The organism is Streptomyces sp. NPDC001222 (assembly GCF_042896945.1).
GTDB classification, from domain to species: Bacteria; Actinomycetota; Actinomycetes; order Streptomycetales; family Streptomycetaceae; genus Streptomyces; species Streptomyces gibsoniae.
This window is the reverse complement of sequence record NZ_JBIAXT010000003.1, coordinates 308,012-331,148: the sequence shown is the minus strand read 5'-3', so window position 1 is coordinate 331,148 and position 23,137 is coordinate 308,012. Positions and strand designations below refer to the sequence as shown.

Sequence of the window (23,137 nt, the reverse complement as noted above, 5' to 3'; positions counted from 1 at the left end):
TCGTGGCGGGTGTCATCGCGACGGTGGGCCGGGTGCGCGTGATGCGCCGGCGGGTGGCACAGCGCCGCCGGACGGCCTGAGCGGCGCGGTTCGGGACTGGTCACCGCGCTCGCCACCCAGGCCGGCTGGCTCTACGGCGGCACGCTCGTGGCGGGTGTCATCGCGACGGTGGGCCGGGTGCGCGTGATGCGCCGGCGGGTGGCACAGCGCCGCCGGACGGCCTGAGCGGCGCGGTTCGGGAACGGGAGCGGCAAAGGGGCCGGGCCTGCACGGGCGGGCGCCGCGGCTCACTCCGCCGCGGCCGACCGCCCGCGTTCCGGGGTCCTACGCGGACTGCGCCGCCCGCATGGCCGCGCCCACGATGCCCGCGTTGTTCTGCAGCTGCGCCGGGACGATCTCCGCCTTGATGCCCTCGATCAGCGGCAGGAACTTCTCGGACTTGCGGCTGACGCCGCCGCCGATCACGAACAGCTCCGGGGAGAACAGCATCTCCACATGAGCGAGGTACTTCTGCACCCGGTTCGCCCAGCGCTCCCACGTCAGCTCGTGGTCCTCCTTGGCCTTCGTGGAGGCACGCTTCTCCGCGTCATGACCGTTCAGTTCGAGATGGCCCAGCTCGGTGTTCGGGACGAGGACGCCGTCGATGAACAGCGCGCTGCCGATGCCGGTGCCCAGCGTGAGCACGATGACCGTGCCGTTGCGGTCACGGCCCGCGCCGTACCGCATCTCGGCCACGCCGGCCGCGTCGGCGTCGTTCAGCAGGGTCACGGGCAGGCCGCCCAGCCGCCGGCCGAACAGGGCGCGCGCGTCGGTGTCGATCCAGCTCCTGTCGACGTTCGCCGCCGTGCGGATGGTGGAGCCCCCGGTGACCACTCCGGGGAACGTGACGCCGACCGGGCCGGTCCAGCCGAAGTGGCCGACGACCTCCTTGACGCCGTCCGCCACCGCCTCGGGCGTCGCCGGATGCGGAGTGAGCACCTTGAAGCGCTCCGTCACGAGCTCGCCCCGGTCCAGGTCCACGGGAGCGCCCTTGATTCCGGATCCGCCGATGTCAACGCCGAAGATCTGCATGGGCACCACGGTACGACGTGTGGCGGGCCGTCTCTTCCCGGCCCGTGCCCGTACCCCGACCGCCGTGCGCCGTGCACGCCGGGGCCGTCACTTCTCGCCGGTGCGCTCCGCGACCAGGGCCTCCGCCTCCGCACGCAGATCGCGGCGAAGCTCCTTGGGCAGCGAGAACGTGATGGACTCCTCGGCCGCCTTCACGATCTCGACGTCCTCGAAGTCGCGCCGCGCGAGCCACTCCAGAACCTGCTCGACCAGGACCTCGGGGACGGAGGCGCCCGAGGTCACGCCGACCGTCGACACACCGTCGAGCCAGGCCTCGTCGATCTCGTCGGCGAAGTCCACGAGATACGCCGCACGCGCGCCCGCGAGCTTGGCGACCTCGACCAGCCGCTTGGAGTTCGAGGAGTTCCGGGAGCCGACCACGATGACCAGGTCCGCCTCGGCGCCCATCTGCTTCACCGCGAGCTGACGGTTCTGCGTGGCGTAGCAGATGTCGTCGCTGGGCGGGGAGATCAGCTGCGGGAACTTCTCCTTGAGCGCGTCGACCGTCTCCATGGTCTCGTCGACGGAGAGCGTGGTCTGCGACAGCCAGACGACCTTGGAGGAGTCGCGCACCTCGACCTTGGCGACGTCCTCGGGGCCGTCCACGAGCTGGATGTGGTCCGGGGCCTCGCCGGACGTGCCGATGACCTCTTCGTGCCCCTCGTGCCCGATCAGGAGGATGTCGAAGTCCTCGTCGGCGAACCGGACCGCCTCCTTGTGGACCTTGGTGACCAGGGGGCAGGTCGCGTCGATGGTGGCGAGGCGGCCCTGCCTGGCCTCCTCGTGGACCGTGGGGGCGACACCGTGCGCGGAGAACATGACGATGTTGCCCGGCGGCACCTCCTCCGTCTGCTCGACGAAGATCGCGCCCTTCTTCTCCAGGGTCTGCACGACGTACTTGTTGTGGACGATCTCGTGGCGGACGTAGATCGGGGCCCCGTACTGCTCCAGGGCCTTCTCGACGGCGATCACGGCACGGTCGACGCCCGCGCAGTAGCCCCGGGGGGCGGCGAGCAGAACACGGCGGCCAGACGAAGCGGTCATGCGCACCATCGTAAGGCCGCACCGGACCGCCGTAGATCGCCCTCTCGGGGAGAGGTTGTGCCGACCGTGTTGTCGGACCCGGCCGTTACGCTCGGCGCATGGCTGTGAACACGTCCGCGGAGTCACCCCTGCCGGTCGGCGAGGTCTCGCGGCTCATCGGGAGCTGGATCGACCGGCTCGGGGCCGTCTGGGTCGAGGGGCAGATCACCCAGCTGTCGCGGCGGCCGGGCGCCGGCGTCGTCTTCCTCACGCTGCGCGATCCGTCGTACGACATCTCCGTCGCCGTCACCTGCTACCGCCAGGTGTTCGACGCGGTCGCCGACGTGGTGAGCGAGGGCGCCCGCGTGATCGTCCATGCCAAACCGGAGTGGTACGCGCCGAGAGGCCAGCTGTCGCTGCGCGCCGTCGAGATACGGCCCGTGGGCGTCGGCGAGCTGCTCGCGCGGCTCGAACGGCTGAAGAAGTCGCTCGCCGCCGAGGGCCTCTTCGCACCCGAGCGCAAGAAACCCCTGCCGTTCCTGCCGCAGCTCATCGGACTGGTCTGCGGCCGGGCCTCGGCGGCCGAGCGCGATGTGCTGGAGAACGCGCGGCACCGCTGGCCCGCCGTCCGCTTCGAGGTGCGCAACGTCCCCGTGCAGGGGGTGCACGCCGTGCCCCAGGTCGTCCAGGCCGTGAAGGAGCTGGACGCGCTCGACGAGGTCGATGTGATCATCGTGGCGCGCGGCGGCGGCAGCGTGGAGGACCTGCTGCCGTTCTCGGACGAGCAGCTCGTCCGGGCGGTGGCCGCCTGTCGTACGCCCGTGGTGTCGGCCATCGGCCACGAGCCGGACAATCCGCTGCTCGACCATGTCGCCGACCTGCGGGCCTCCACCCCGACCGACGCTGCCAAGAGGGTCGTGCCGGACGTCGGCGAGGAGCTTCAGCGGGTGCAGGCGCTGCGGGACCGGGCGCGGCGGTGCGCCCGGGCCCTCGTCGAGCGCGAGGAGCGGGGGCTCGCGCACGCGCTGGCGCGGCCCTGCATGGAGGACCCGCACCGCATGGTCGACGAGCGGGCGGAGCAGATCGCCGCGCTGGCCGACCGCAGCCGTCGCACGCTGCGGCATCTGCTCGACCGCGCCGATTCGGAGCTGGCTCACACGCACGCGCGCGTGCTGGCCCTGTCACCGGCCGCGACGCTCCGGCGGGGGTACGCGGTGCTGCAGCGGGCCGACGGGAATGTGGTCCGCTCGCCGGAGGATGTGGCGGCGGGCGAGACGCTGCGGGCGCGGGTCGCCGAGGGCGAGTTCACCGTACGGGCCGACAACCAGGGATCTTAGGGAGAGCGCATGACCGGCAAGACGGACGAGGCACTCGGGTACGAGCAGGCGCGGGACGAGTTGATCGAGGTCGTACGACGGCTGGAGGCCGGAGGTACGACGCTGGAGGAGTCCCTGGCGCTGTGGGAGCGGGGCGAGGAGCTGGCCAGGGTGTGCCGCACCTGGCTGGAGGGCGCCCGCAGACGGCTGGACGCAGCGCTGGCAGAGGAGCGGGACGACACGGGGGCCGAGGGCGGCGAGTGAACCGGCGGAGGCCCGGTGGGTGCTCCGGCCGGACGGTTCGGCCGGCCGGACCGTGTGAAGCCGATCACCCGACAGCCCGATTTGATTGAATCTTGAACGTTTCGGCTCTACCGTCGAGGCTGCAAGACGATCCCCCCGGGATCCAGCGCCATCTTGAGGAAGTTCCCTTCATGTCCCTCGTTCTTGACGCCGCCGCCCAGGACCTGCTGTTCCGTGAGGCCCGTACCGCCAACACCTTCACCGACGAACCGGTGACCGACGAACAGATCCAGGCGATCTACGACCTGGTCAAGTACGGCCCGACGTCCATGAACCAGTCGCCGCTGCGCGTCACCCTGGTCCGCTCGGCGGAGGCCCGCGAGCGCCTCGTCCAGCACATGGCCGAGGGCAACAAGGCCAAGACGGCCGCCGCCCCGCTGGTCGCGATCCTCTCCGCGGACAACGAGTTCCACGAGGAGCTTCCGCACCTCTTCCCGCACTTCCCGCAGGCCAAGGGCTTCTTCGGCGACCGCTCGGGGCGTGAGAACAGCGCCCGGCTCAACGCCTCCCTCCAGGCCGCGTACTTCATCATCGGCGTCCGCGCCGCCGGTCTCGCCGCCGGCCCGATGACCGGCCTGGACTTCGAGGGCGTCCGCAAGGAGTTCCTGGACGACGACCACACCCCGCTGATGGTCGTCAACATCGGCAACCCGGGCGAGGACGCCTGGTACCCGCGCTCCCCGCGCCTGGACTTCGACCAGGTCGTCACCACCGTCTGACGGGTCCGCCCCGTAACGGCGCGCACGAGAAGGGCCCCCGTCAATGGCGCCGGGGGCCCTTCCTCATGGGCCGGGACGGCCCCGTACGGGCTCTCACCCCGTCTTCAGGGCCTCCGCCATCTTCGTCAGCTGCGCGAACGACGCCGTACCCGTCACCACGGTCGTGGCGCCCTTGTCCTGGAGGACGAGCGCGTCGTAGCGGCCGCCCGTGTAGCGCTGCCAGGTCTGTCCGCCGATGCTCTGCGTGACCTTCGTCGCGTGCGCGCCCTGGCTGGCGTCGTCGATGAACGCCTGCGCCTTCTGAGTCGACTGCTCGATCGCCACGTACTGACCCTCGGGGTCCTGGAAACCGAGGTGCCAGGCGCTGTAGGGGTCGCCCTCGTAGCGCACGGACGTGGCCTTCCACGACTCGGACAGGCCCTCGGGCGCCGCCACCGGATAGGCCGCCGCGCGCCGCGCCGTGATGAGTTCGACGCGGTAGTCCACCCGCTTGAGGTCCGGGGCGTGATCGTCATGGGGAATGAACAAGAGATAGACGATGCCCGCGACCAGCCCGATGACGCCCAGGGAGAGGACCGCGCCCCGGACCGACTGTTTGCGTTTCGTACCTGCCACGCCCCTATCGTCGCAGGTACACGGACCGCTCATCCGTGGGGCCCCCTGCTCATTTTGTCTGCCTAACGATAGAGTCAGCAGGCATCACCCTCATCCGGCCGTCGTCGTATCAGAAAGGTGCGCTCCGATGACCGAGAATCATCACCTGCCGTCCGAGCTCGAAGTTCCCTCCGAGGCCCCGGACCGAAATCTCGCCCTGGAACTCGTCCGGGTCACCGAGGCCGCCGCCATGGCCGCCGGCCGCTGGGTCGGCCGCGGCGACAAGAACGGCGCCGACGGAGCCGCCGTCCGCGCCATGCGGACCCTCGTCCACACCGTCTCGATGAACGGCGTCGTCGTCATCGGCGAGGGCGAGAAGGACGAAGCCCCGATGCTCTTCAACGGAGAGCGGATCGGCGACGGGACCGGCCCGGAGTGCGACATCGCCGTGGACCCGATCGACGGCACCACGCTCACCGCCAAGGGCATGCCCAACGCGATCGCGGTGCTGGCCGCCGCCGACCGCGGCACGATGTTCGACCCGTCCGCCGTCTTCTACATGGACAAGCTGGTCACCGGCCCCGAGGCCGCTGACTTCGTCGACATCGACGCCCCGGTCTCGGTGAACATCCGCCGGGTCGCCAAGGCCAAGCGCTCCGCGCCCGAGGACGTCACCGTCGTCATCCTCGACCGGCCACGCCACCAGGGCCTCATCAAGGAGGTCCGGGAGACCGGCGCGCGTATCAAACTCATCTCCGACGGCGACGTCGCCGGCTCGATCCTGGCGCTGCGCGAGGGCACCGGCATCGACCTGCTGCTCGGCATCGGCGGTACGCCGGAGGGCATCATCTCCGCGTGCGCCGTGAAGTGCCTCGGCGGCACCATCCAGGGCAAGCTGTGGCCCAAGGACGACGAGGAGCGGCAGCGGGCCCTGGACGCCGGGCACGACCTCGACCGGGTGCTGACCACGGACGACCTGGTCTCCGGCGAGAACGTCTTCTTCGTCGCCACCGGCATCACGGACGGCGAGCTGCTGCGCGGTGTGCGCTACCGCTCCGAGACGGCCACCACCGACTCGATCGTCATGCGCTCCAAGTCCGGCACGGTCCGCCGGATCGAATCGGTGCACCGGCTGAGCAAGCTGCGTGCGTACAGCGCGGTCGACTTCGACCGCGCCAAGTAGCGAGGCTCGTCGCCGAGCACCAAGGGCTCGATCGGGCGCGCTCTGTGCGGAGAGCGCGCCCTTGCCACGGGCCCCGCTCGGTCTCCCGGGTTCGGACTCCGGCTCAGCCGGCGGCCGCTATCGTCCCCCGCGCGGCCTTCTTCAGCTCCATCTCACGGCGGCGCCGCCGGGCCAGCACCACACGGCGCTCCGCGGCGGTGAGACCGCCCCACACCCCGTACGGCTCGGGCTGCAACAGGGCGTGCTCCCGGCACTCCACCATCACCGGACAGCGCGCGCAGACGCGCTTGGCCGCCTCCTCGCGGGACAACCGGGCCGCGGTGGGCTCCTTGGAGGGGGCGAAGAACAAGCCGGCCTCGTCCCGCCGGCACACCGCCTCCGTGTGCCACGGGGCGTCCTGATCCCTGTCGCGCACTGGCACCCGCTGGTGCGGAACGTCAGCGACCTGCAAGGACGAATGCGGCGGTTGCAGCACGGCCTACTCCTGACGACGGCTTCGCGAGCGAGAGACGATGCAGCAAGGCCTACCCGCTGTGCGCGTGCCTATGCACTGAGTTCCGAACCGCTGGCGCTCCAGAGGCGGTTGAGGCCGCCGGTACGGGGCCGGCTCCGCGCCGACGGGACGGAATTCACAACCGTCAACGGTCCATGTGTTTACGCAGAGCCCGGTCCACCCGGTCCGAGACCCGGTCGAGGATGTCCGCGACCAGCTTGCCCCGCTTGGGCCGCGCCTCCACATTGCCCAGGACCGCCCAGCCGTCGACGTGGACGACGGGGGCCTGTGGGTCCTCCGAATCCAGCGTCCGCACCTCGAAGTTGCCGAGGACCCCGCCACCGGTGCCCCGCAGCGACACGTTCTCCGGGACGCGGATCTGGACGTCGCCGAAGATCGAGACGGCCTTGATCACGACCTGCTGGTACTCGAAGATCGCCTCGCTGAGGTCGATCTCCACACTGCCGAAGACCGAGTACGCGTGCACCCGGCGGCCGGCGCGCCAGCGGCCCTTGCGGGTGGCCGAGCTGAACACCGCCACCACGTTCTCGTCGGCCCGGGGCGGGAGGGTGCCCTCCTCCGGCCGGTTCGGCGCATAGGGGTGCGCGGGGCCCGGGCGCCCCTGGTGCGCGGCGGGCAGGTCCTGGACGAAGACCTCCAGCTCGCCGACCGTCTTGGTGTTCAGCACCCCCTCGACGCGCTCGGCGTGCTCCTCCGCGGTCAGGCGGCCCTCGGCGAGGGCGTCACGCAGCATGTCGGCGATGCGGTCACGATCGGCGTCCGAGGCGCGCAGCTCGGCGACGCGGGGTCCGGTCTGCTTCTGAAGGTCCACGGCAGCAGCGTACCCAAACGCGATAGATCGCGACTACCCCCGGTCGCCGGCCTGGGGAAAACCGTTACGCACCGGACCGCCCGCCCGAACTGAGCCCTACCTCACAAGTTCGCCGCCCACGGCAGGTTCTACGCTGGTGAGCGCCCGCCAACGGAGGCGGGCACCATCTGTCGAGTGAGGAATGGGCTGAGATGCCTGAGTTCGCGTACACCGATCTGCTCCCCCAGGGAGAGGACACCACCCCCTACCGGCTGGTGACCTCCGAGGGTGTCTCCACCTTCAAGGCCGACGGGCGGACGTTCCTCAAGGTCGAGCCGGAGGCGCTGCGCAAGCTCGCCGAAGAGGCCATCCACGACATCCAGCACTATCTGCGCCCCGCGCACCTGGCCCAGCTGCGCCGCATCATCGACGACCCGGAGGCCTCGGCGAACGACAAGTTCGTGGCGCTGGACCTGCTGAAGAACGCGAACATCGCGGCGGCCGGCGTGCTCCCCATGTGCCAGGACACCGGCACGGCGATCGTGATGGGCAAGCGCGGGCAGCACGTCCTCACCGAGGGCGAGGACGAGAAGGCCCTCTCCCGCGGCATCTACGACGCCTACACCCGGCTGAACCTGCGCTACTCGCAGATGGCCCCGCTGACGATGTGGGAGGAGAAGAACACCGGCTCCAACCTCCCCGCCCAGATCGAGCTGTACGCGACGGACGGCGGTGCCTACAAGTTCCTGTTCATGGCGAAGGGCGGCGGCAGCGCCAACAAGTCCTTCCTCTACCAGGAGACGAAGGCCGTCCTGAACGAGGCCTCCATGATGAAGTTCCTGGAGGAGAAGATCCGTTCGCTGGGCACGGCCGCCTGCCCGCCGTACCACCTGGCGATCGTCGTGGGCGGTACGAGCGCCGAGTACGCGCTCAAGACCGCGAAGTACGCCTCCGCGCACTACCTGGACGAGCTGCCGACCGAGGGCTCCGAACTGGGCCACGGTTTCCGGGACAAGGAGCTGGAGGAGAAGGTCTTCGAGCTGACGCAGAAGATCGGGATCGGCGCGCAGTTCGGCGGCAAGTACTTCTGCCACGACGTGCGTGTGGTGCGTCTGCCGCGTCACGGCGCGTCCTGCCCGGTGGCCATCGCGGTCTCCTGCTCGGCCGACCGCCAGGCCGTCGCGAAGATCACCGCCGAGGGCGTCTTCCTGGAGCAGCTGGAGACGGACCCGGCGCGGTTCCTGCCGGAGACCACGGACGAGCATCTGGAGCAGGACGGCGACGTCGTACGCGTCGACCTGAACCAGCCGATGGACGACATCCTCGCGGAGCTGACCAAGTACCCGGTGAAGACGCGGCTGTCGCTGTCCGGCCCGCTGGTGGTGGCGCGTGACATCGCGCACGCCAAGATCAAGGAGCGGCTGGACCGCGGCGAGGAGATGCCGCAGTACCTCAAGGACCACCCGGTCTACTACGCCGGCCCGGCCAAGACCCCGGAGGGCTACGCGTCCGGTTCCTTCGGCCCGACGACAGCCGGCCGTATGGACTCCTACGTCGAGCAGTTCCAGGCCGCGGGCGGCTCCAAGGTGATGCTCGCGAAGGGCAACCGCAGCAACCAGGTCACGGACGCGTGCGCGGCACACGGCGGCTTCTACCTCGGCTCGATCGGCGGCCCGGCCGCCCGGCTCGCCCAGGACTGCATCAAGAAGGTCGAGGTCGTCGAGTACGAGGAGCTCGGCATGGAGGCCGTCTGGAAGATCGAGGTCGAGGACTTCCCGGCGTTCGTCGTGGTGGACGACAAGGGCAACGACTTCTTCAAAAACCCGGCTCCCCAGCCGACGTTCACGACGATCCCGGTCCGCGGTCCGGGGCTGGCGTAACCCGTTCGGGGCGGAGCCGCCGCGGCTTCGCCCCGGACTCTTCTCGACCCGGCGACCCCGCCCTCGTACGGCGGACGGGGCGAGTGCTGCCGACGGACGAACCGGCGATCAGCCGTCCAGGAGCAGTGCGGCCAGCTCCCTCCTGTTGGTGAGGCCGAGCTTGTTGCCGATCCGGTAGAGGTGGCCTTCCACCGTCCGTACCGAGACGACCAACCGGTCGGCGATCTGCTGGTTGGTCAGGCCACGGGCCACCAGGACCGCTATCTCGCGTTCCCGCCGGGTCAGTGGCACGGGCCGGGCCGCCTCCAGCAGCGCGGGCGTACGGACCCCCTGGCACGCCTGGGCGAGCCGATGGGCCCGGGCGGCCGCGGCATGGGCCGGGGCTCGCTCCCCGCGGCGCAGATGCGTGCTCGCGGACTGCGCGGCGGCATCCGCTGCGGAGAGCAGGTCGCCCGTCTCCTCCCATCGGGCCGAGACGGCGCGCAGCCCCTCGCCGTCCCCGGTGCTCAGCGCGGCCGCGTGGGCGGCGGCGGCCCGCACCCGCGGACCGTCGACCCGGCCGGCCAGCTCGGCCAGCCGCCCGGCGACGGAGGCGTCCCCCAGGCAGACGGCGGTCTGCAGGGCGAGCACCTCGTGCGCGTACTGGCCGCGCCGGGCCGCGCCGTCGGCTCCCTCGTGGGCCAGGGTGATCGCATCGCTGAGCGCCCCCTCGACCGCGGTCACCCACGCCCGTGCGAGAGCGAGTTCGGGATCGAGGACGGCGAACGACGGGCTCCGCTCGGCCTCCAGCTCGGCCAGGGAGCTCCGGGCGCCCGGCAGATCACCGGCGAGAGCCAGAGCGCGGGTCAGCGACAGCAGGCAGAAGTACACGAACCCGCCGGCGTTGCCGTGTTCCCGGAGGCCCACGAGCGCCTCCCGGAGACGGCGCGTGGCGGCGGCCACCCGGCCCCGCGCGAGTTCGGCGTCGCCCATGATGAAACCGCTGAGTTCGTTGCCGAACTCCTGCTCCTTGACCTCTTCCCGGAACCCGGCCGCGAGGTCCTCCGCCTCCCGCGGATACCCCGCCAGGATCAGCCCCGTCGTCTGGGCCATGATCAACGGGGCGCGCAGGAACCCGAGTTGGCTCGACCGGACCGCTGCCTCGTGGCCCCGGGCGGCGGCCGGGGCCATGTCGTCGGCGCGGCCGGTCACCGCCAGGGCGGCAACCAGCCCGACCGAAGCCAGGATGACCGGCTCGTCCGGCAGTTCCGGCGCGGCCAGTGCCGTGGTGGCGCACTCGACGGCGCGAGCCAGGCGCCCCTGGGTCGCTTCGAGGTAGGCGCGCAGCGCGGTCAACTGGAGCCTGAAGTCGTCGCGCTCGACGCGTGACTCCGCTTCCTCCAGCACGGCTTCCGCCTCGGCGGGGCCGCTCGTCACATAGGCCAGAGCCGGCACTCTGACCAGGGTCGCCCGTACGAGTTCGGCGTCCGTGACGGCCATGGCGGTGAGGACCGCCAGCTCGTCCTCGACGTCATGGTGCCGGGTGGTGGCCGCGAGGGCGGTCGTGACCAGCAGCTGTGCCTCGAACCCGGCGCCGGCGGCGACCGCTCCCCTGGCCAGCCGTTCGACCAGCGGCATGTCCATGAGAAGCGCGGCATGCGCGGCCGCCTCCGTGAAGAGCACCGGATCCGGTGGCAGGTCCGAGTCCACGGCGAGCACGGCTCGGCGCAGCGTGTTGTCGCCGTGGTGCGCGGGCCGGCCGGCCAGCGCCGTCGCCATCCGGCCGCGCAGCCGGCGCGCGCGCAGCGTGCCGAGGGCCGCGCGGCGCGCCTCGCCGTAGAGGGGGTGGGCGAGTCCGGCCCACAGGGTGTCTCCCGCCTGTTCCACCGTCACCAGTCCCCGCGCCTCGGCCTCCTCGATCGCCGCCGCGTCCGCCAGTTGGGCGAGAAGCGCGATGTCGAAGGGCTCCCCGAGCGCGAGCAGATCCACCACATCCCTCAGATGGCCGGAGAGTTCGCCCATGCGCGTCGCGACCAGGTCGGCGAGCACCGGTGAGACGGACGGCGTCCCGGACCACCGCCAGGTCCCCCGCACACGGCGCAGGTTGCACGCCTTCAGCTCGCTCTCGACCACATGGCGCAGGATCAGGGCGTTGCCCCGGGTCAGCTTCCACAGCCGCCCGGCGGTGGTGCTGTCCACGGGCCCGCCGAGCACCGCTTCGAGCGCGGCGGCGGTCTGCGGTTCGGACAGCGGCTGCACCTCCAGCCGCTCCAGGTGTCCGTCCTTCCACAGTGCCGTGACGGCGTCCGGGGCCGGGTGGTCGGCCCGCACCGTGATCACGACCGCAGCCGCCTGCCGCAGCACCAACTGGTGGACCAGCAGCGCGGAGAGGTCGTCGAGCAGATGCGCGTCGTCCACCGCGACCAGTGCTCCCGCCGGCCCCGCGCCGTGGAGCAGCGCGTCCAGGGTCCGGTTCAGCGTCCAGAAGGCGTCCCCGCCGCCGGGTTCGGTCCACGCTGCGAAGGCCCCCAGCGGCAGTGCCCTCGCCGAGGCCGTGCCGGTCGCCCATCTGGTGACGGCCCCGCGTCGGGCGCCCGCGGCGACCGCCTCCCGGGCGAGCCGGGTCTTGCCCACCCCGGCGGCTCCTGAGAGCAGCACTCCGCGTGTGCCACCACCGCTGCGCGCCGCCCTGTCGATGAACTGCAGTTCTTCCGTACGGCCGGTCAACGGCCATTCCCGCGCCAGTTCCCCCACACACGGATCCTACAAACCAGGACATCCATCCCGAAACCCAATTCGAGTAGCCAACTACTCGTGACCGCCCGTACCGGCGCCCCGATGCTGGTCCAGCACCCCCACCAACGGTGATGAAAGGAACATTCAGTGAGCAACATCCGGAGCACCGGCGTGATCCGTCGGCCTCGCAAGCTCCTGGCCACCGCCGTGGCCACCGCCGCCCTGACGGCCGGCGCCCTGGTCCCCACCGTGGGAACGGCCGACGCCGCGGCCCATGCGCCGGCCTGGAGGTCCTTCACCTGGGGCACCCTGCGCAGTGGCGACTGCACCATGTTCTCGGGTGCGAGGTGGACCGTGTACCCGAACGGTACGGCCTACTTCCGGGCCACGGTCACCAGCAGCAGCAACCACGACGCCTGGCTGATGCGCGTACGTCTGAAGGACAGGAACGGCGCCGTTCTCACGGCTCTGAGCCCGACCAAGTTCGTGAAGAACCTGCCCGACCACACCCAACGCTACGTATGGACGGCGAAGGGCACCTTCGACCCCGGCTGGTACGACGACGTCCGGCGCATGTCCCTGGTCAACAGCTGCTGACCGGAGCCCACCGGAAATCGCCGTCGAGGTTGCCGCGACAACGGCGGCAGCACGTCGGATCCTGGAACGGGAGTACGGGAATCGCACGTCCTGTGCTCCCGTTCCAGGAGGTATGACGACGATGACCACAACGACCGACGCGGACGGCAGCCGGCGGTACCGCACCGAGCACGACTCGATGGGCGAGGTTCAGGTCCCCATCGACGCCAAGTGGCGCGCCCAGACCCAGCGGGCGGTCGAGAACTTCCCCGTCTCGGGTCAGCGGATCGAGCGTGCGCACATCGAGGCGCTGGCCCGGATCAAGGGCGCCGCCGCCAAGGTCAACGCGGAGCTCGGCGTGCTCGGCAAGGACATCGCCGACGCCATCCAGGAGGCGGCCGCCGAGGTGGCCGAGGGCCGGTGGGACGACCAGTTCCCGGTCGACGTCTTCCAGACCGGGTCGGGCACCTCGTCCAACATGAACACCAACGAGGTCATCGCCACCCTCGCGAGCGAGCGGCTCGGCCGGGACGTGCATCCCAACGACCATGTGAACGCGTCCCAGTCCTCCAACGACGTCTTCCCCTCCTCCGTGCACATCGCGGCCACCGCCGCCGTCACCCACGACCTCGTCCCCGCCCTCGACCACCTCGCGGCCTCCCTCGAACGCAAGGCCGAGGAGTTCGCAGACGTCGTGAAGTCGGGGCGGACCCATCTCATGGACGCCACCCCCGTGACGCTCGGTCAGGAGTTCGGCGGATACGCCGCCCAGATCCGCTACGGCGTCGAGCGGCTGAACGCCTCGCTGCCACGCCTCGCCGAACTGCCGCTGGGCGGCACCGCGGTGGGCACCGGGATCAACACCCCGCCCGGTTTCTCCGCCGCCGTCATCGCCGAGGTCGCCCGGTCCACCGGGTTGCCGCTCACCGAGGCCCGCAACCACTTCGAGGCGCAGGGCTCGCGGGACGGGATCGTCGAGACCAGCGGGCAGCTGCGGACCATCGCCGTGGGGCTGACCAAGATCGCCAACGATCTGCGGTGGATGGCCTCCGGGCCGCGGACCGGTCTGGCCGAGATCAGCCTGCCCGATCTGCAGCCGGGGTCCTCGATCATGCCCGGCAAGGTCAACCCGGTCATCCCGGAGGCCGTCCTCATGGTCGCCGCCCAGGTCATCGGCAATGACGCGACCATCACCACCGCCGGCGCCTCCGGCAACTTCGAGCTGAACGTCATGATGCCGGTCCTCGCGAAGAACGTGCTGGAGTCGGTCCGGCTGCTCGCCAACGTCTCGCGACTGCTGGCCGACCGGACCGTCGACGGCATCGTCGCCCACCGGGAACGCGCCCGCGAGTACGCCGAGTCGTCGCCCTCCGTGGTCACCCCGCTCAACAAGTACATCGGGTACGAGGAGGCCGCGAAGGTCGCCAAGAAGGCGCTCGCCGAGCGCAGGACGATCCGCCAGGTCGTGCTGGAGTCCGGCTATGTGGAACGCGGCGACCTCACCCTCGAACAGCTCGACGAGGCCCTGGATGTCCTGCGGATGACGCACCCGTGACGTCGCGCACCGGCTCACCCGTCCGTGACGCGAACCATGACGGCCGCGGCGGCGTCGTATGCCTGGGGCACCTAATATCTGTGCATGGCAGAGGGTGGAGCGGTGAGACGAGTGGAAGCGGACGGGTCGACCACGTACTGGGCCGCGGGGGACCAGATCCTCTGGCGCTACCGCGAGAACGCCGGCCCGCGCTTCCATATCGCGCGGCCCGTCACCGTGGTCAGGGACGACGAGGAACTGCTCGCCGTGTGGATGGCCCCCGGCACCCAGTGCGTCAAGCCGGTCCTCGCCGACGGCACCGCGCTGCACGCCGAGCCGCTGCACACCCGCTACACCAAGCCACGGACCGTCCAGCTCGACCGCTGGTTCGGCACGGGCGTGCTCAAGCTGGCCCGGCCCGGTGAGCCCTGGTCGGTGTGGCTGTTCTGGGAACCGGGCTGGCGGTTCAAGAACTGGTACGTGAACCTGGAGGAGCCGCTCGCGCGCTGGGCCGGCGGCGTCGACTCCGAGGACCACTTCCTCGACCTCTGCGTCTACCCCGACCGCAGCTGGGGCTGGCGCGACGAGGACGAGTTCGCGCAGGCCCAGCGGGACGGCCTGATGGGCGCTCAACTGGCCGAGCGGGTGCGGGAGGCCGGGCGCTCCGCGGTGGAGGTGATCCAGGCCTGGGGGACGCCCTTCTCGGACGGCTGGCAGCACTGGCGACCGGATCCGTCCTGGTCGGTGCCGTCGCTGCCGGACGACTGGGACCGCATGCCCGCGTACACGGCCTCATGAGACCCTTGTTGCGCCCCCGCGGTACAACCGTAGGATCGTCCTCCGCAAGGGCACAGCACTGGAACTCCCGCAAGAAGCGCTGGGTTTGACCGAACGTCACCGAGGGGCGGCAGGACGTGAGCGAGGGGTACGAGGACCACACGGGGACGGCTCGGCCGTCGGGTGGATCAGCGACGGCCTGTGACCATGCGGGAATTCCGTTCCTGGGGCACGTATTCCGGGTATCGGCTTCTCGGCGGGACGAACTGCACGCACGGCGCGCAGCCCCGGACGGATGGATTCGACACGCGTGACGGAGCACCCGACCTCCCATGAGCGCCCCCAGGCGGGCGTGGGCCCCGCGGACCCCCGCGGGGCGCTCCTGCGTACCCCGGAGCCGCTGCCCACCGCACCCAGCGCCCCGCCGGCCCCCGCCTTACCCGCTCAGACACGGGCGGGCGGCGTGCCCGCGGGGCCGCTGCCCTGCGCCCAGCACGGAGCGTCGGGCAACCAGGGGGGCACGCCCACCCCGCTGCCCGCCGCGGACGGCACCGAGCACTCCCAGCCGGCCGCCGACGAGCCGGACGCGCCCCGGCCGCGGCCCGTGCCCGAGGGCGGCATCCCCGTCCAGCCGGGTGCCGGCCAGGACCGGGCCGCTGCGCTGCCCGGAGGCAAGGACCGGCGGTCCGGCCAGACGCCGCTGCACGGTCCCATGCCCATGCGGCGCGACGGGGACCGGCTGCGTTTCGTGGGCGCCGCGACCCGGCGGATCGCCCGCGGCATAGACCTGGACGAGATCGTGATGGGTCTGTGCCGGGCCACCGTGCCGACCTTCTCGGACGCGATCCTCGTCTATCTGCGCGACCCGCTGCCCGTGGGCGACGAGCGGCCCACCGGGCCGCTGGTGCTGCGGCTGCGGCGCACCGACCGGATCCCGCAGGAGCGGGACCTGGAGGACGGCATCCTGCCGGTGCCGGTGCCGGAGAACGCCGGGTTCGCGGACGTGAGCAACGAGCTGTGCGAGGTGCGGCCCGGCGGTGCGCTCGCCGAGGTGCTGCGCGGGGTGCGGCCGGTGTTCGCGGACGCCCCCGCCGCCCGGGCGGCGCTGCCGGAGCTGCTCGGCGACGACCTCGCGATCCCGCCGGGCCAGCGCGCGATCCTCGCGCCGCTGCGCGGACGGCGGCGGGTCATCGGCGCCGCCCTCTTCCTGCGCCGTCCCGAGCGGCTCGCGTTCGAGGCGGACGACCTGCTGGTGGCCGCGCAGCTCGCCACGCACAGCGCGCTCGGCATCGACAAGGCGGTGCTGTACGGCCGCGAGGCGTATATCGCCGACGAGCTGCAGCGCACGATGCTGCCGGAGACCCTGCCCAACCCGACGGGCGTACGGCTCGCGTCCCGCTATCTGCCGGCCGCCGAGACCGCGCGGGTCGGCGGCGACTGGTACGACGCCATCCCGCTGCCCGGCAGCCGGGTGGCCCTGGTCGTGGGCGATGTCATGGGCCACTCCATGACGTCTGCGGCGATCATGGGGCAGCTGCGCACCACGGCTCAGACGCTCGCCGGGCTCGACCTGCCGCCGCAGGAGGTGCTGCACCACCTCGACGAGCAGGCCCAGCGGCTCGGCACCGACCGCATGGCGACCTGCCTGTACGCCGTGTACGACCCGGTCGCGCACCGGATCACCATCGCCAACGCGGGCCACCCGCCGCCGGTCCTGCTGCACCTGGGCGGCCGCGCGGAGGTGCTGCGGGTTCCGGCGGGCGCCCCCATCGGTGTGGGCGGCGTGGACTTCGAGGCGGTGGAGCTGGACGCCCCTGCGGGCGCGACCCTGCTGCTGTACACCGACGGTCTGGTCGAGTCCCGGCTGCGGGACGTGTGGACCGGTATAGAACAGCTGCGGGAGAAGCTCGCCGCGACCGCCCAGCTCACCGGAGCGGACCATCCGCCGCCGCTGGAGGCGCTGTGCGACGAGGTGCTCGACATGCTCGGCCCCGGCGACCGGGACGACGACATCGCGCTGCTCGCCGCCCGCTTCGACGGGATCGCGCCGAGTGATGTCGCGTACTGGTTCCTGGAGCCCGAGGACGCGGCCCCGGGCCGGGCCCGTCGCCTGGCCCGCCGGGCGCTCGCCCGCTGGGGCATGGAGGAGCTCACCGACTCGGTGGAGCTGCTGGTAAGTGAGGTCGTGACCAACGCCGTGCGCTATGCGTCACGACCGGTGACGCTACGGCTGCTGCGCACCGATGTGCTGCGCTGCGAGGTCGGTGACGACGTACCGCAGCTGCCGCGGCTGCGGCAGGCCCGGGCCACGGACGAGGGCGGACGCGGGCTCTATCTGGTGAACCGGATGGCCCGGCGCTGGGGCGCGACCCGGCTGAGCACCGGGAAGGTGGTCTGGTTCGAGCTGAACCGGGGGTGAAGTCCGGCCGCGGGGGCCGGACCGCCGCCCGGAAAAGAACCGGAATTGGACCCCGTCCAAATGTTGCCGACATCCCGTCGGCGGAGTTGACTGCTGAGGTGACCGAAGCGACCCGACCGACCCGCTAAGCACGACGGGAGGACGCTCGTGACCCAGGCACCGCAGTCGGTTCCCTACACCACCTCCAATGCAGGCATCCCGGTGGAGAGCGACGAGCACTCGCTCACCGTCGGCTCGAACGGCCCGGTCCTGCTCCAGGACCACTACCTGATCGAGAAGATGGCCCAGTTCAACCGTGAACGGGTCCCCGAACGGGTGGTCCATGCAAAGGGCAGTGGTGCATACGGAATCTTCGAAGTCACCAATGACGTCAGTCAGTTCACCAAGGCCGATCTCTTCCAGCCCGGCAGGCGCACCGAGATGCTGGCGCGCTTCTCCACCGTGGCCGGCGAGCTCGGTTCCCCGGACACCTGGCGCGACCCCCGCGGGTTCGCGCTGAAGTTCTACACCCAGCACGGCAACTACGACCTGGTCGGCAACAACACGCCGATCTTCTTCGTCCGTGACTCGCAGAAGTTCCAGGACTTCATCCGCTCCCAGAAGCGCCACCCGGTGACCGGGCTGCGCAACAACGACATGCAGTGGGACTTCTGGACCCTGTCCCCCGAGTCCGCGCACATGGTGACGTGGCTCATGGGCGACCGGGGCATCCCGAAGACGTACCGCAACATGAACGGGTACTCCTCCCACACCTACATGTGGATCAACGGCGGCGGCGAGAAGTTCTGGATCAAGAACCACATCAAGACCGACCAGGGCGTCGACTTCCTCACCCAGGAGCAGGCGGACGATCTGGCCGGCCGGGACGCCGATGTGCACCGCCGTGACCTGTACGAGGCCATCGAGCGCGGCGATCACCCGTCCTGGACGATGTATGTGCAGGTGATGCCGTTCGAGGATGCGCCGGACTACCGGTTCAACCCGTTCGACCTGACCAAGGTGTGGCCGCACGGCGACTACCCGCTGATCGAGGTCGGCCGGATGACCCTGAACAAGAACCCGGAGGACTACTTCATCCACATCGAGCAGGCCGCGTTCGAGCCGTCCAACATGGTGCCGGGCATCGGCCCGTCCCCGGACAAGATGCTGCTCGGCCGGCTCTTCTCGTACCCGGACACACACCGCTACCGCATCGGCCCGAACTACGCCCAGCTGCCGCCCAACCGCCCGCGGGTGGACGTGCGGTCGTACGCCAAGGACGGCCCGATGCGCTACGAGCCCGCGCACACCGCGCGGCCGTACGCACCCAACTCCTACGGCGGACCGGCCGCTGACGTCCAGCAGTTCGGCGAGCCCGCCGGCTGGCACGTGGCGGGCGAGATGGTGCGCGAGGCGTACCGGCTGCACCGCGAGGACGACGACTACGGCCAGGCCCACACCATGGTCCGCCAGGTCCTGGACGAGGCGGCCCGCGACCGGCTGGTCTCCAACGTCACCGGGCACCTGTTGCAGGGCGTGTCCCGGCCGGTCCTCGACCGGGCGCTGCAGTACTGGCGCAACATCGACAAGGAGATCGGCGACCGTATCGCCCAGAACGTCAACGGCGCCTGACGTACCCCATGAGAAGGGCGCCCGGTGGACCTGCCACCGGGCGCCCTCGCCATGCCTACTGCTGCCCGTTCGGATTGAGCGGGTCCTCCGGCGTCACCGGCGGCGTGGTGACGGAGGTGCTCGGCGGGCTCGTCGTCGGCGACTGGGTGGCGGGCCGGCTCGGAGTCGCCGGAGCCGAGGTCGTCGGCGGCGCCGACGTCGGCTTCTGCGTGGTCGGCGACGACGACGGGGAGCTGCTCGGCGACCGGGTGCGGCTCGGCGTCACACTCGGCTGGACCGCCGCGCCCTGGGTGGTGTCCAGGTCGAACCTGCTGACCTCGCCCATCGCCTGGAAGGTGTACGCGGCCCAGATCTGCGCCGGGTAGCCACCACCGTTGATACGGCCGCTGCCCGGGATGAGGCCCGTGGCGCCCTTCAGACCGACCTGGGCCCCGTTCTTCGCCTCGCCGAACAGGCCGACCGAGGTGACGAGGTCCGGTGTGTAGCCGGTGAACCAGGCCGACTTGTTGTTGTCGGAGGTACCGGTCTTGCCCGCGACCTGCTGACCGTTGCGCGCCGGGTTCTCCCGGACCGACGCCCGGGCCGTACCGTCGTCGACCACGCCGGTGAGCACCGAGGTGACCGTGTCCGCGGCCGTACGGCTGACGACCTGGTCGCCGACCGGGTTGGGCAGATCGACCGTACGGTCCTTGTGCTCGGCCGACTTGATGATCGCCGGGGTGACCTTCCGGCCGTGGTTGTCGAGGGTGGCGTAGACGCCGGCCATCTCCAGCGGGCTCGCGCCCATGCTGCCGAGGGTCTGCGCGGGCACGGCGGGCAGGCCCTTGGTGTCCAGCCCGAGCGAGTCCGCGACCTTCAGCACGTCCGTCATGCCGACGTCGACGCCCATCTGCGCGAAGACCGAGTTCACGGACTTGTTCATCGCCGTCTGGACGGTGATGTCGCCGTAGTCCTGGTCGTCCTCGTTCGGCGGGGAGAAGGCGATCGCGCTGCCCTTGACGGGGCGGCCGCTCGTGCCGTCGTAGATCGTGTTCGCGTCGATCGCGCGGCCGTCCTGCGTCTTGGCCTGCTCCTCCAGGGCGGCCGCGAGGATCAGCGGCTTGAAGGTGGAGGCGGGCTGGTAGTCGCGGCGGAGCGCGTTGTTGCGGAAGTGCTTGAAGTAGTCCAGACCGCCGTACATGGCGAGCACCCGGCCCGTCTTCGGGTCGACCGACACCGCCCCGGGCTGGACCTCACCGTCGACGGAACGCTTCTTCGGGTCGAGCTTGCTGGTCAGCTGCTCCTTGACCGCCTGCTCCAGCTCTTTCTGCTTCTTCCTGTCGATGTTCACGGTGATGGTCCAGCCGCCGGCCCTCACCAGCGCCTCCGCGTCACCGGGGGAGGCGGCAGTGCCCTGGGCGACCAGCTGCTTCTCCAGCTCCGCGTTGGCCGCGTCCACCAGGTAGCCGGTCTGCCCCTGCATGCCGGGCGCGCCCTTGGGGGCCTTCGGCACCTCGAACTTCATGGACCGGCGCTGACCCGCGTCCAGCCAGTGCATCTGGACCATGTTGTTCAGGACGTAGTTCCACCGGGCCTGCACCAGCTTCTTGCCCGTGTCGCTGGCGATGGCCCAGTCGTACTGGTTCGGCGCCTGGAGCAGGGACGCCAGATACGCGCCCTCCTCGACCGTGAGGTCCTTGGCGTCCTTGCGGTAGTACGCCTGCGCGGCGGCCTGGATGCCGTAGGCGCCGCGGCCGTAGTAGCTGGTGTTGATGTAGCCCGCGAGGATGTAGTCCTTGGTCTTCTTGCGGTCCAGCTTCAGCGAGATGACCAGTTCCTTCAGCTTGCGCGTGACGGTCTGGTTCTGGTTCAGGTAGTAGTTCTTGACGTACTGCTGAGTGATCGTCGAACCACCCTGGGCGCCCTTGCCGGAGAGCGTGTTGACCAGACCGCGGGCCGTGCCCCTCAGGTCGACACCGGAGTCGTTGTAGAAGGTCTTGTTCTCGGCGGCGACGAAGGTGTGCTGGACGGCCTTGGGTACCTGGGCGAGGTCGACGTTCTCCCGGTTGATCTCGCCGGTGCGGGCGAGGATGGTGCCGTCGCTGTACTTGTAGACATTGCTCTGCAGCTTGGCCGTGGCGTTCCCGGCCGGGATGGGCGTCATCATGTACAGCAGCACGAACCCGCCCATGACCAGCAGGACCAGGCCGATCAGGGAGCCGACGACCTTCTTCCAGGTGAAGAGCCGGCGTATGACGCCCTTCCCGCTCCTGCCTCCGGCGTTCCCGCTCTTGGCGGCCTTGGCCGCCCGGCCGCGGGCGGCGGCACGGCCGCCGGCCGACGGGGAGGCAGTGGTACCGGGAGCCCCAGGGGCCCCGGTGGTCCCGGCCGTCCCGGACGAGCGCTTGGGCGCAGCGCGGCGGCCACCGCGCTGCCGCGCTCGTCTCTCTTCCGCTCGTCCCATGAGTCGTTGCGCTCCGCTTCCTTCTCGGCTGTCACACAGGTACGTGGCTCAGGTCAGCTCAGAAAGCTAACACCGCGCGGTATGACAAAGGGGCGGGGATCCCCTCTTTTACGGACGTGACAATCAGCACCCGTCGCATCGGAACCAATCAACGTCCATCCCATCGGAACCGACGAGCGGCAGGACCGAAAGGTTGCCAAGACGGGTAATGTGTTATCACTTAGCTAGCTCATAGCTAAACGATGGAACGGGGGACACCGCCCATGTCGACACAAGACGCATCCACCACCGCCGACATACCCGAGATGCCGAGCCCGCGAGTCAGGGAGTTCCCGGCGCACAGCGTCGGCGGCGCCACCGCGCTGCTGCTCGGACTGGCCGGGCTGGCACTGGGGGCGGGCCTGGTGGCCTGGGGCTCGACGGTCACCGCGGCCGGCGCCAAGGCCGCGCTGATCGCCCTCGGGGTGCTGACCGGACTCGCGGCGCTCATCGCGATGGGCGGCCTGAACACGGTGGCGCCGGGCGAGGCCCGGGTCGTACAGCTCTTCGGGCGCTACCGCGGCACCATCCGGCAGGACGGACTGCGCTGGGTGAACCCCTTCACCTCCCGCACCAAGATCTCCACCCGGGTCCGCAACCACGAGACCGCCGTCCTCAAGGTCAACGACGCGTACGGCAACCCGATCGAACTGGCCGCGGTGGTGGTCTGGAAGGTCCAGGACACCGCGCAGGCCACCTTCGAGGTGGACGACTTCCTGGAGTTCGTCGCCACGCAGACCGAGACTGCCGTGCGGCACATCGCCATCGAGTACCCCTACGACGCCCACGACGAGGGCGGGCTCTCGCTGCGCGGCAACGCCGAGGAGATCACCGAGAAGCTCGCCGCCGAGTTGCACGCACGCGTGGAGGCGGCCGGCGTGCAGATCATCGAGTCCCGCTTCACGCATCTCGCGTACGCTCCGGAGATCGCCTCCGCGATGCTCCAGCGGCAGCAGGCGGGCGCGGTGGTCGCGGCCCGGCGGCAGATCGTCGACGGCGCGGTCGGGATGGTCGAGGCGGCGCTCGCCCGGATCGCGGAGCGGGACATCGTGGAGCTGGACGAGGAACGGAAGGCGGCGATGGTGTCGAACCTGATGGTGGTGCTGTGCGGGGACCGGGCACCGCAGCCCGTGCTCAACACGGGGTCCCTCTACCAGTGACGGACTCCTCAGGAGGTCGCTCCCCGCAGCAGCGCAAGCAGGTGCTGCTGCGGCTGGACCCGTCGGTGTACGAGGCACTCGCCCGCTGGGCCTCGGACGAACTGCGCTCCGCCAACGCCCAGATCGAGTTCCTCCTGCGCCGCGCCCTGTCAGAAGCAGGCCGCCTCCCTGGCACGGCCCGCCCGATCCCCCGCAGGGGCCGGCCCCCTGCCTCGGGGGAGCCGGAGGAGTAGACCGGCGTCCGGGGGCAAGCACGGGTCACACGGGTTACGGGCGCCTGCGGCCCCGGGGTGCGGACAGCACCCGGTGAGCCCGGGGCCCCGGCCGTGTAGCTGAACCGTGACAAATGGCTTCCACCTGCACTGATGGGTTCCGGACCAAGATCTATACGCGCTATGTATACGTCAGGTGTATACGCGATGTGTACAGTG

19 protein-coding genes are annotated in these 23,137 nt (G+C 70.7%); 12 read left to right on the top strand and 7 right to left on the bottom strand.

Annotated features, from left to right (window positions below):
* Positions 1-324 precede the first annotated feature (324 nt).
* Both ppgK and ACFY2Z_RS07205 read right to left on the bottom strand, forming a co-directional pair.
* On the bottom strand, positions 325-1,071 hold the full coding sequence (gene ppgK, locus ACFY2Z_RS07210; RefSeq protein ID WP_390743162.1) for a polyphosphate--glucose phosphotransferase: 747 nt from the start codon (positions 1,069-1,071) through the stop codon (positions 325-327).
* Positions 1,072-1,158: 87 nt separating this feature from the next.
* Entirely contained in the window at positions 1,159-2,163 is a 1,005-nt protein-coding gene (locus ACFY2Z_RS07205) for a 4-hydroxy-3-methylbut-2-enyl diphosphate reductase (RefSeq protein WP_390743161.1), read from the bottom strand.
* 89 nt (positions 2,164-2,252) lie between these two features.
* On the opposite strand from ACFY2Z_RS07205, the gene xseA reads away from it, so the two are divergent.
* The 3 genes from xseA (at position 2,253) to ACFY2Z_RS07190 (ending at position 4,471) form a co-directional block, all read left to right on the top strand.
* Positions 2,253-3,470 carry an exodeoxyribonuclease VII large subunit gene (gene xseA / locus ACFY2Z_RS07200; protein ID WP_390743160.1) on the top strand — a complete coding sequence of 406 codons (1,218 nt, stop codon included), beginning with the start codon at positions 2,253-2,255 and terminating at the stop codon, positions 3,468-3,470.
* Between the two features lie 9 nt (positions 3,471-3,479).
* Positions 3,480-3,713 (top strand): exodeoxyribonuclease VII small subunit, encoded by a 234-nt coding sequence (locus ACFY2Z_RS07195; protein ID WP_390743159.1) that lies wholly within the window; start codon positions 3,480-3,482, stop codon positions 3,711-3,713.
* 170 nt (positions 3,714-3,883) lie between these two features.
* On the top strand, positions 3,884-4,471 hold the full coding sequence (locus ACFY2Z_RS07190) for a malonic semialdehyde reductase (RefSeq protein ID WP_390743158.1): 588 nt from the start codon (positions 3,884-3,886) through the stop codon (positions 4,469-4,471).
* Positions 4,472-4,564: 93 nt separating this feature from the next.
* Here ACFY2Z_RS07190 and ACFY2Z_RS07185 read toward each other — a convergent pair whose 3' ends face one another.
* Entirely contained in the window at positions 4,565-5,086 is a 522-nt protein-coding gene (locus tag ACFY2Z_RS07185) for a DUF4245 domain-containing protein (RefSeq protein WP_390743157.1), read from the bottom strand.
* Between the two features lie 127 nt (positions 5,087-5,213).
* Between ACFY2Z_RS07185 and glpX the strand changes: the two genes are divergently transcribed.
* Positions 5,214-6,248 carry a class II fructose-bisphosphatase gene (gene glpX, locus ACFY2Z_RS07180; protein ID WP_390743156.1) on the top strand — a complete coding sequence of 345 codons (1,035 nt, stop codon included), beginning with the start codon at positions 5,214-5,216 and terminating at the stop codon, positions 6,246-6,248.
* A 103-nt stretch (positions 6,249-6,351) separates the two neighbouring features.
* Here glpX and ACFY2Z_RS07175 read toward each other — a convergent pair whose 3' ends face one another.
* Entirely contained in the window at positions 6,352-6,723 is a 372-nt protein-coding gene (locus ACFY2Z_RS07175) for a WhiB family transcriptional regulator (RefSeq protein WP_365163261.1), read from the bottom strand.
* A 163-nt stretch (positions 6,724-6,886) separates the two neighbouring features.
* On the bottom strand, positions 6,887-7,573 hold the full coding sequence (locus ACFY2Z_RS07170) for a DUF1707 domain-containing protein (protein WP_390743155.1): 687 nt from the start codon (positions 7,571-7,573) through the stop codon (positions 6,887-6,889).
* Positions 7,574-7,764: 191 nt separating this feature from the next.
* Between ACFY2Z_RS07170 and ACFY2Z_RS07165 the strand changes: the two genes are divergently transcribed.
* On the top strand, positions 7,765-9,432 hold the full coding sequence (locus tag ACFY2Z_RS07165) for a fumarate hydratase (RefSeq protein WP_390743154.1): 1,668 nt from the start codon (positions 7,765-7,767) through the stop codon (positions 9,430-9,432).
* Between the two features lie 108 nt (positions 9,433-9,540).
* Here ACFY2Z_RS07165 and ACFY2Z_RS07160 read toward each other — a convergent pair whose 3' ends face one another.
* Positions 9,541-12,165, bottom strand: a complete 2,625-nt coding sequence (locus ACFY2Z_RS07160; RefSeq protein ID WP_390743153.1) for a LuxR C-terminal-related transcriptional regulator — start codon at positions 12,163-12,165, stop codon at positions 9,541-9,543.
* Between the two features lie 129 nt (positions 12,166-12,294).
* Here ACFY2Z_RS07160 and ACFY2Z_RS07155 point away from each other — a divergent pair, with 129 nt between their 5' ends.
* The 5 genes from ACFY2Z_RS07155 to ACFY2Z_RS07135 all read left to right on the top strand — a co-directional run bounded on the left by ACFY2Z_RS07155 (position 12,295) and on the right by ACFY2Z_RS07135 (position 19,064).
* Positions 12,295-12,744, top strand: coding sequence for a DUF6294 family protein (locus ACFY2Z_RS07155; RefSeq protein ID WP_390743152.1), 450 nt, complete (start codon positions 12,295-12,297; stop codon positions 12,742-12,744).
* A 121-nt stretch (positions 12,745-12,865) separates the two neighbouring features.
* Entirely contained in the window at positions 12,866-14,278 is a 1,413-nt protein-coding gene (locus ACFY2Z_RS07150) for a class II fumarate hydratase (protein WP_390743151.1), read from the top strand.
* Positions 14,279-14,362: 84 nt separating this feature from the next.
* Entirely contained in the window at positions 14,363-15,055 is a 693-nt protein-coding gene (locus ACFY2Z_RS07145) for a DUF402 domain-containing protein (RefSeq protein ID WP_390743150.1), read from the top strand.
* Positions 15,056-15,329: 274 nt separating this feature from the next.
* Entirely contained in the window at positions 15,330-17,453 is a 2,124-nt protein-coding gene (locus ACFY2Z_RS07140; protein WP_390743149.1) for a SpoIIE family protein phosphatase, read from the top strand.
* A 147-nt stretch (positions 17,454-17,600) separates the two neighbouring features.
* On the top strand, positions 17,601-19,064 hold the full coding sequence (locus ACFY2Z_RS07135; protein WP_390743148.1) for a catalase: 1,464 nt from the start codon (positions 17,601-17,603) through the stop codon (positions 19,062-19,064).
* A 55-nt stretch (positions 19,065-19,119) separates the two neighbouring features.
* Here ACFY2Z_RS07135 and ACFY2Z_RS07130 read toward each other — a convergent pair whose 3' ends face one another.
* Positions 19,120-21,507, bottom strand: a complete 2,388-nt coding sequence (locus tag ACFY2Z_RS07130) for a transglycosylase domain-containing protein (protein ID WP_390743147.1) — start codon at positions 21,505-21,507, stop codon at positions 19,120-19,122.
* A gap of 263 nt (positions 21,508-21,770) precedes the next feature.
* Here ACFY2Z_RS07130 and ACFY2Z_RS07125 point away from each other — a divergent pair, with 263 nt between their 5' ends.
* Positions 21,771-22,706, top strand: a complete 936-nt coding sequence (locus tag ACFY2Z_RS07125) for an SPFH domain-containing protein (RefSeq protein ID WP_390743146.1) — start codon at positions 21,771-21,773, stop codon at positions 22,704-22,706.
* Entirely contained in the window at positions 22,703-22,939 is a 237-nt protein-coding gene (locus tag ACFY2Z_RS07120) for a hypothetical protein (protein ID WP_390743145.1), read from the top strand. Before ACFY2Z_RS07125 ends, ACFY2Z_RS07120 begins: the two co-directional genes overlap by 4 nt.
* Positions 22,940-23,137 lie beyond the last annotated feature (198 nt).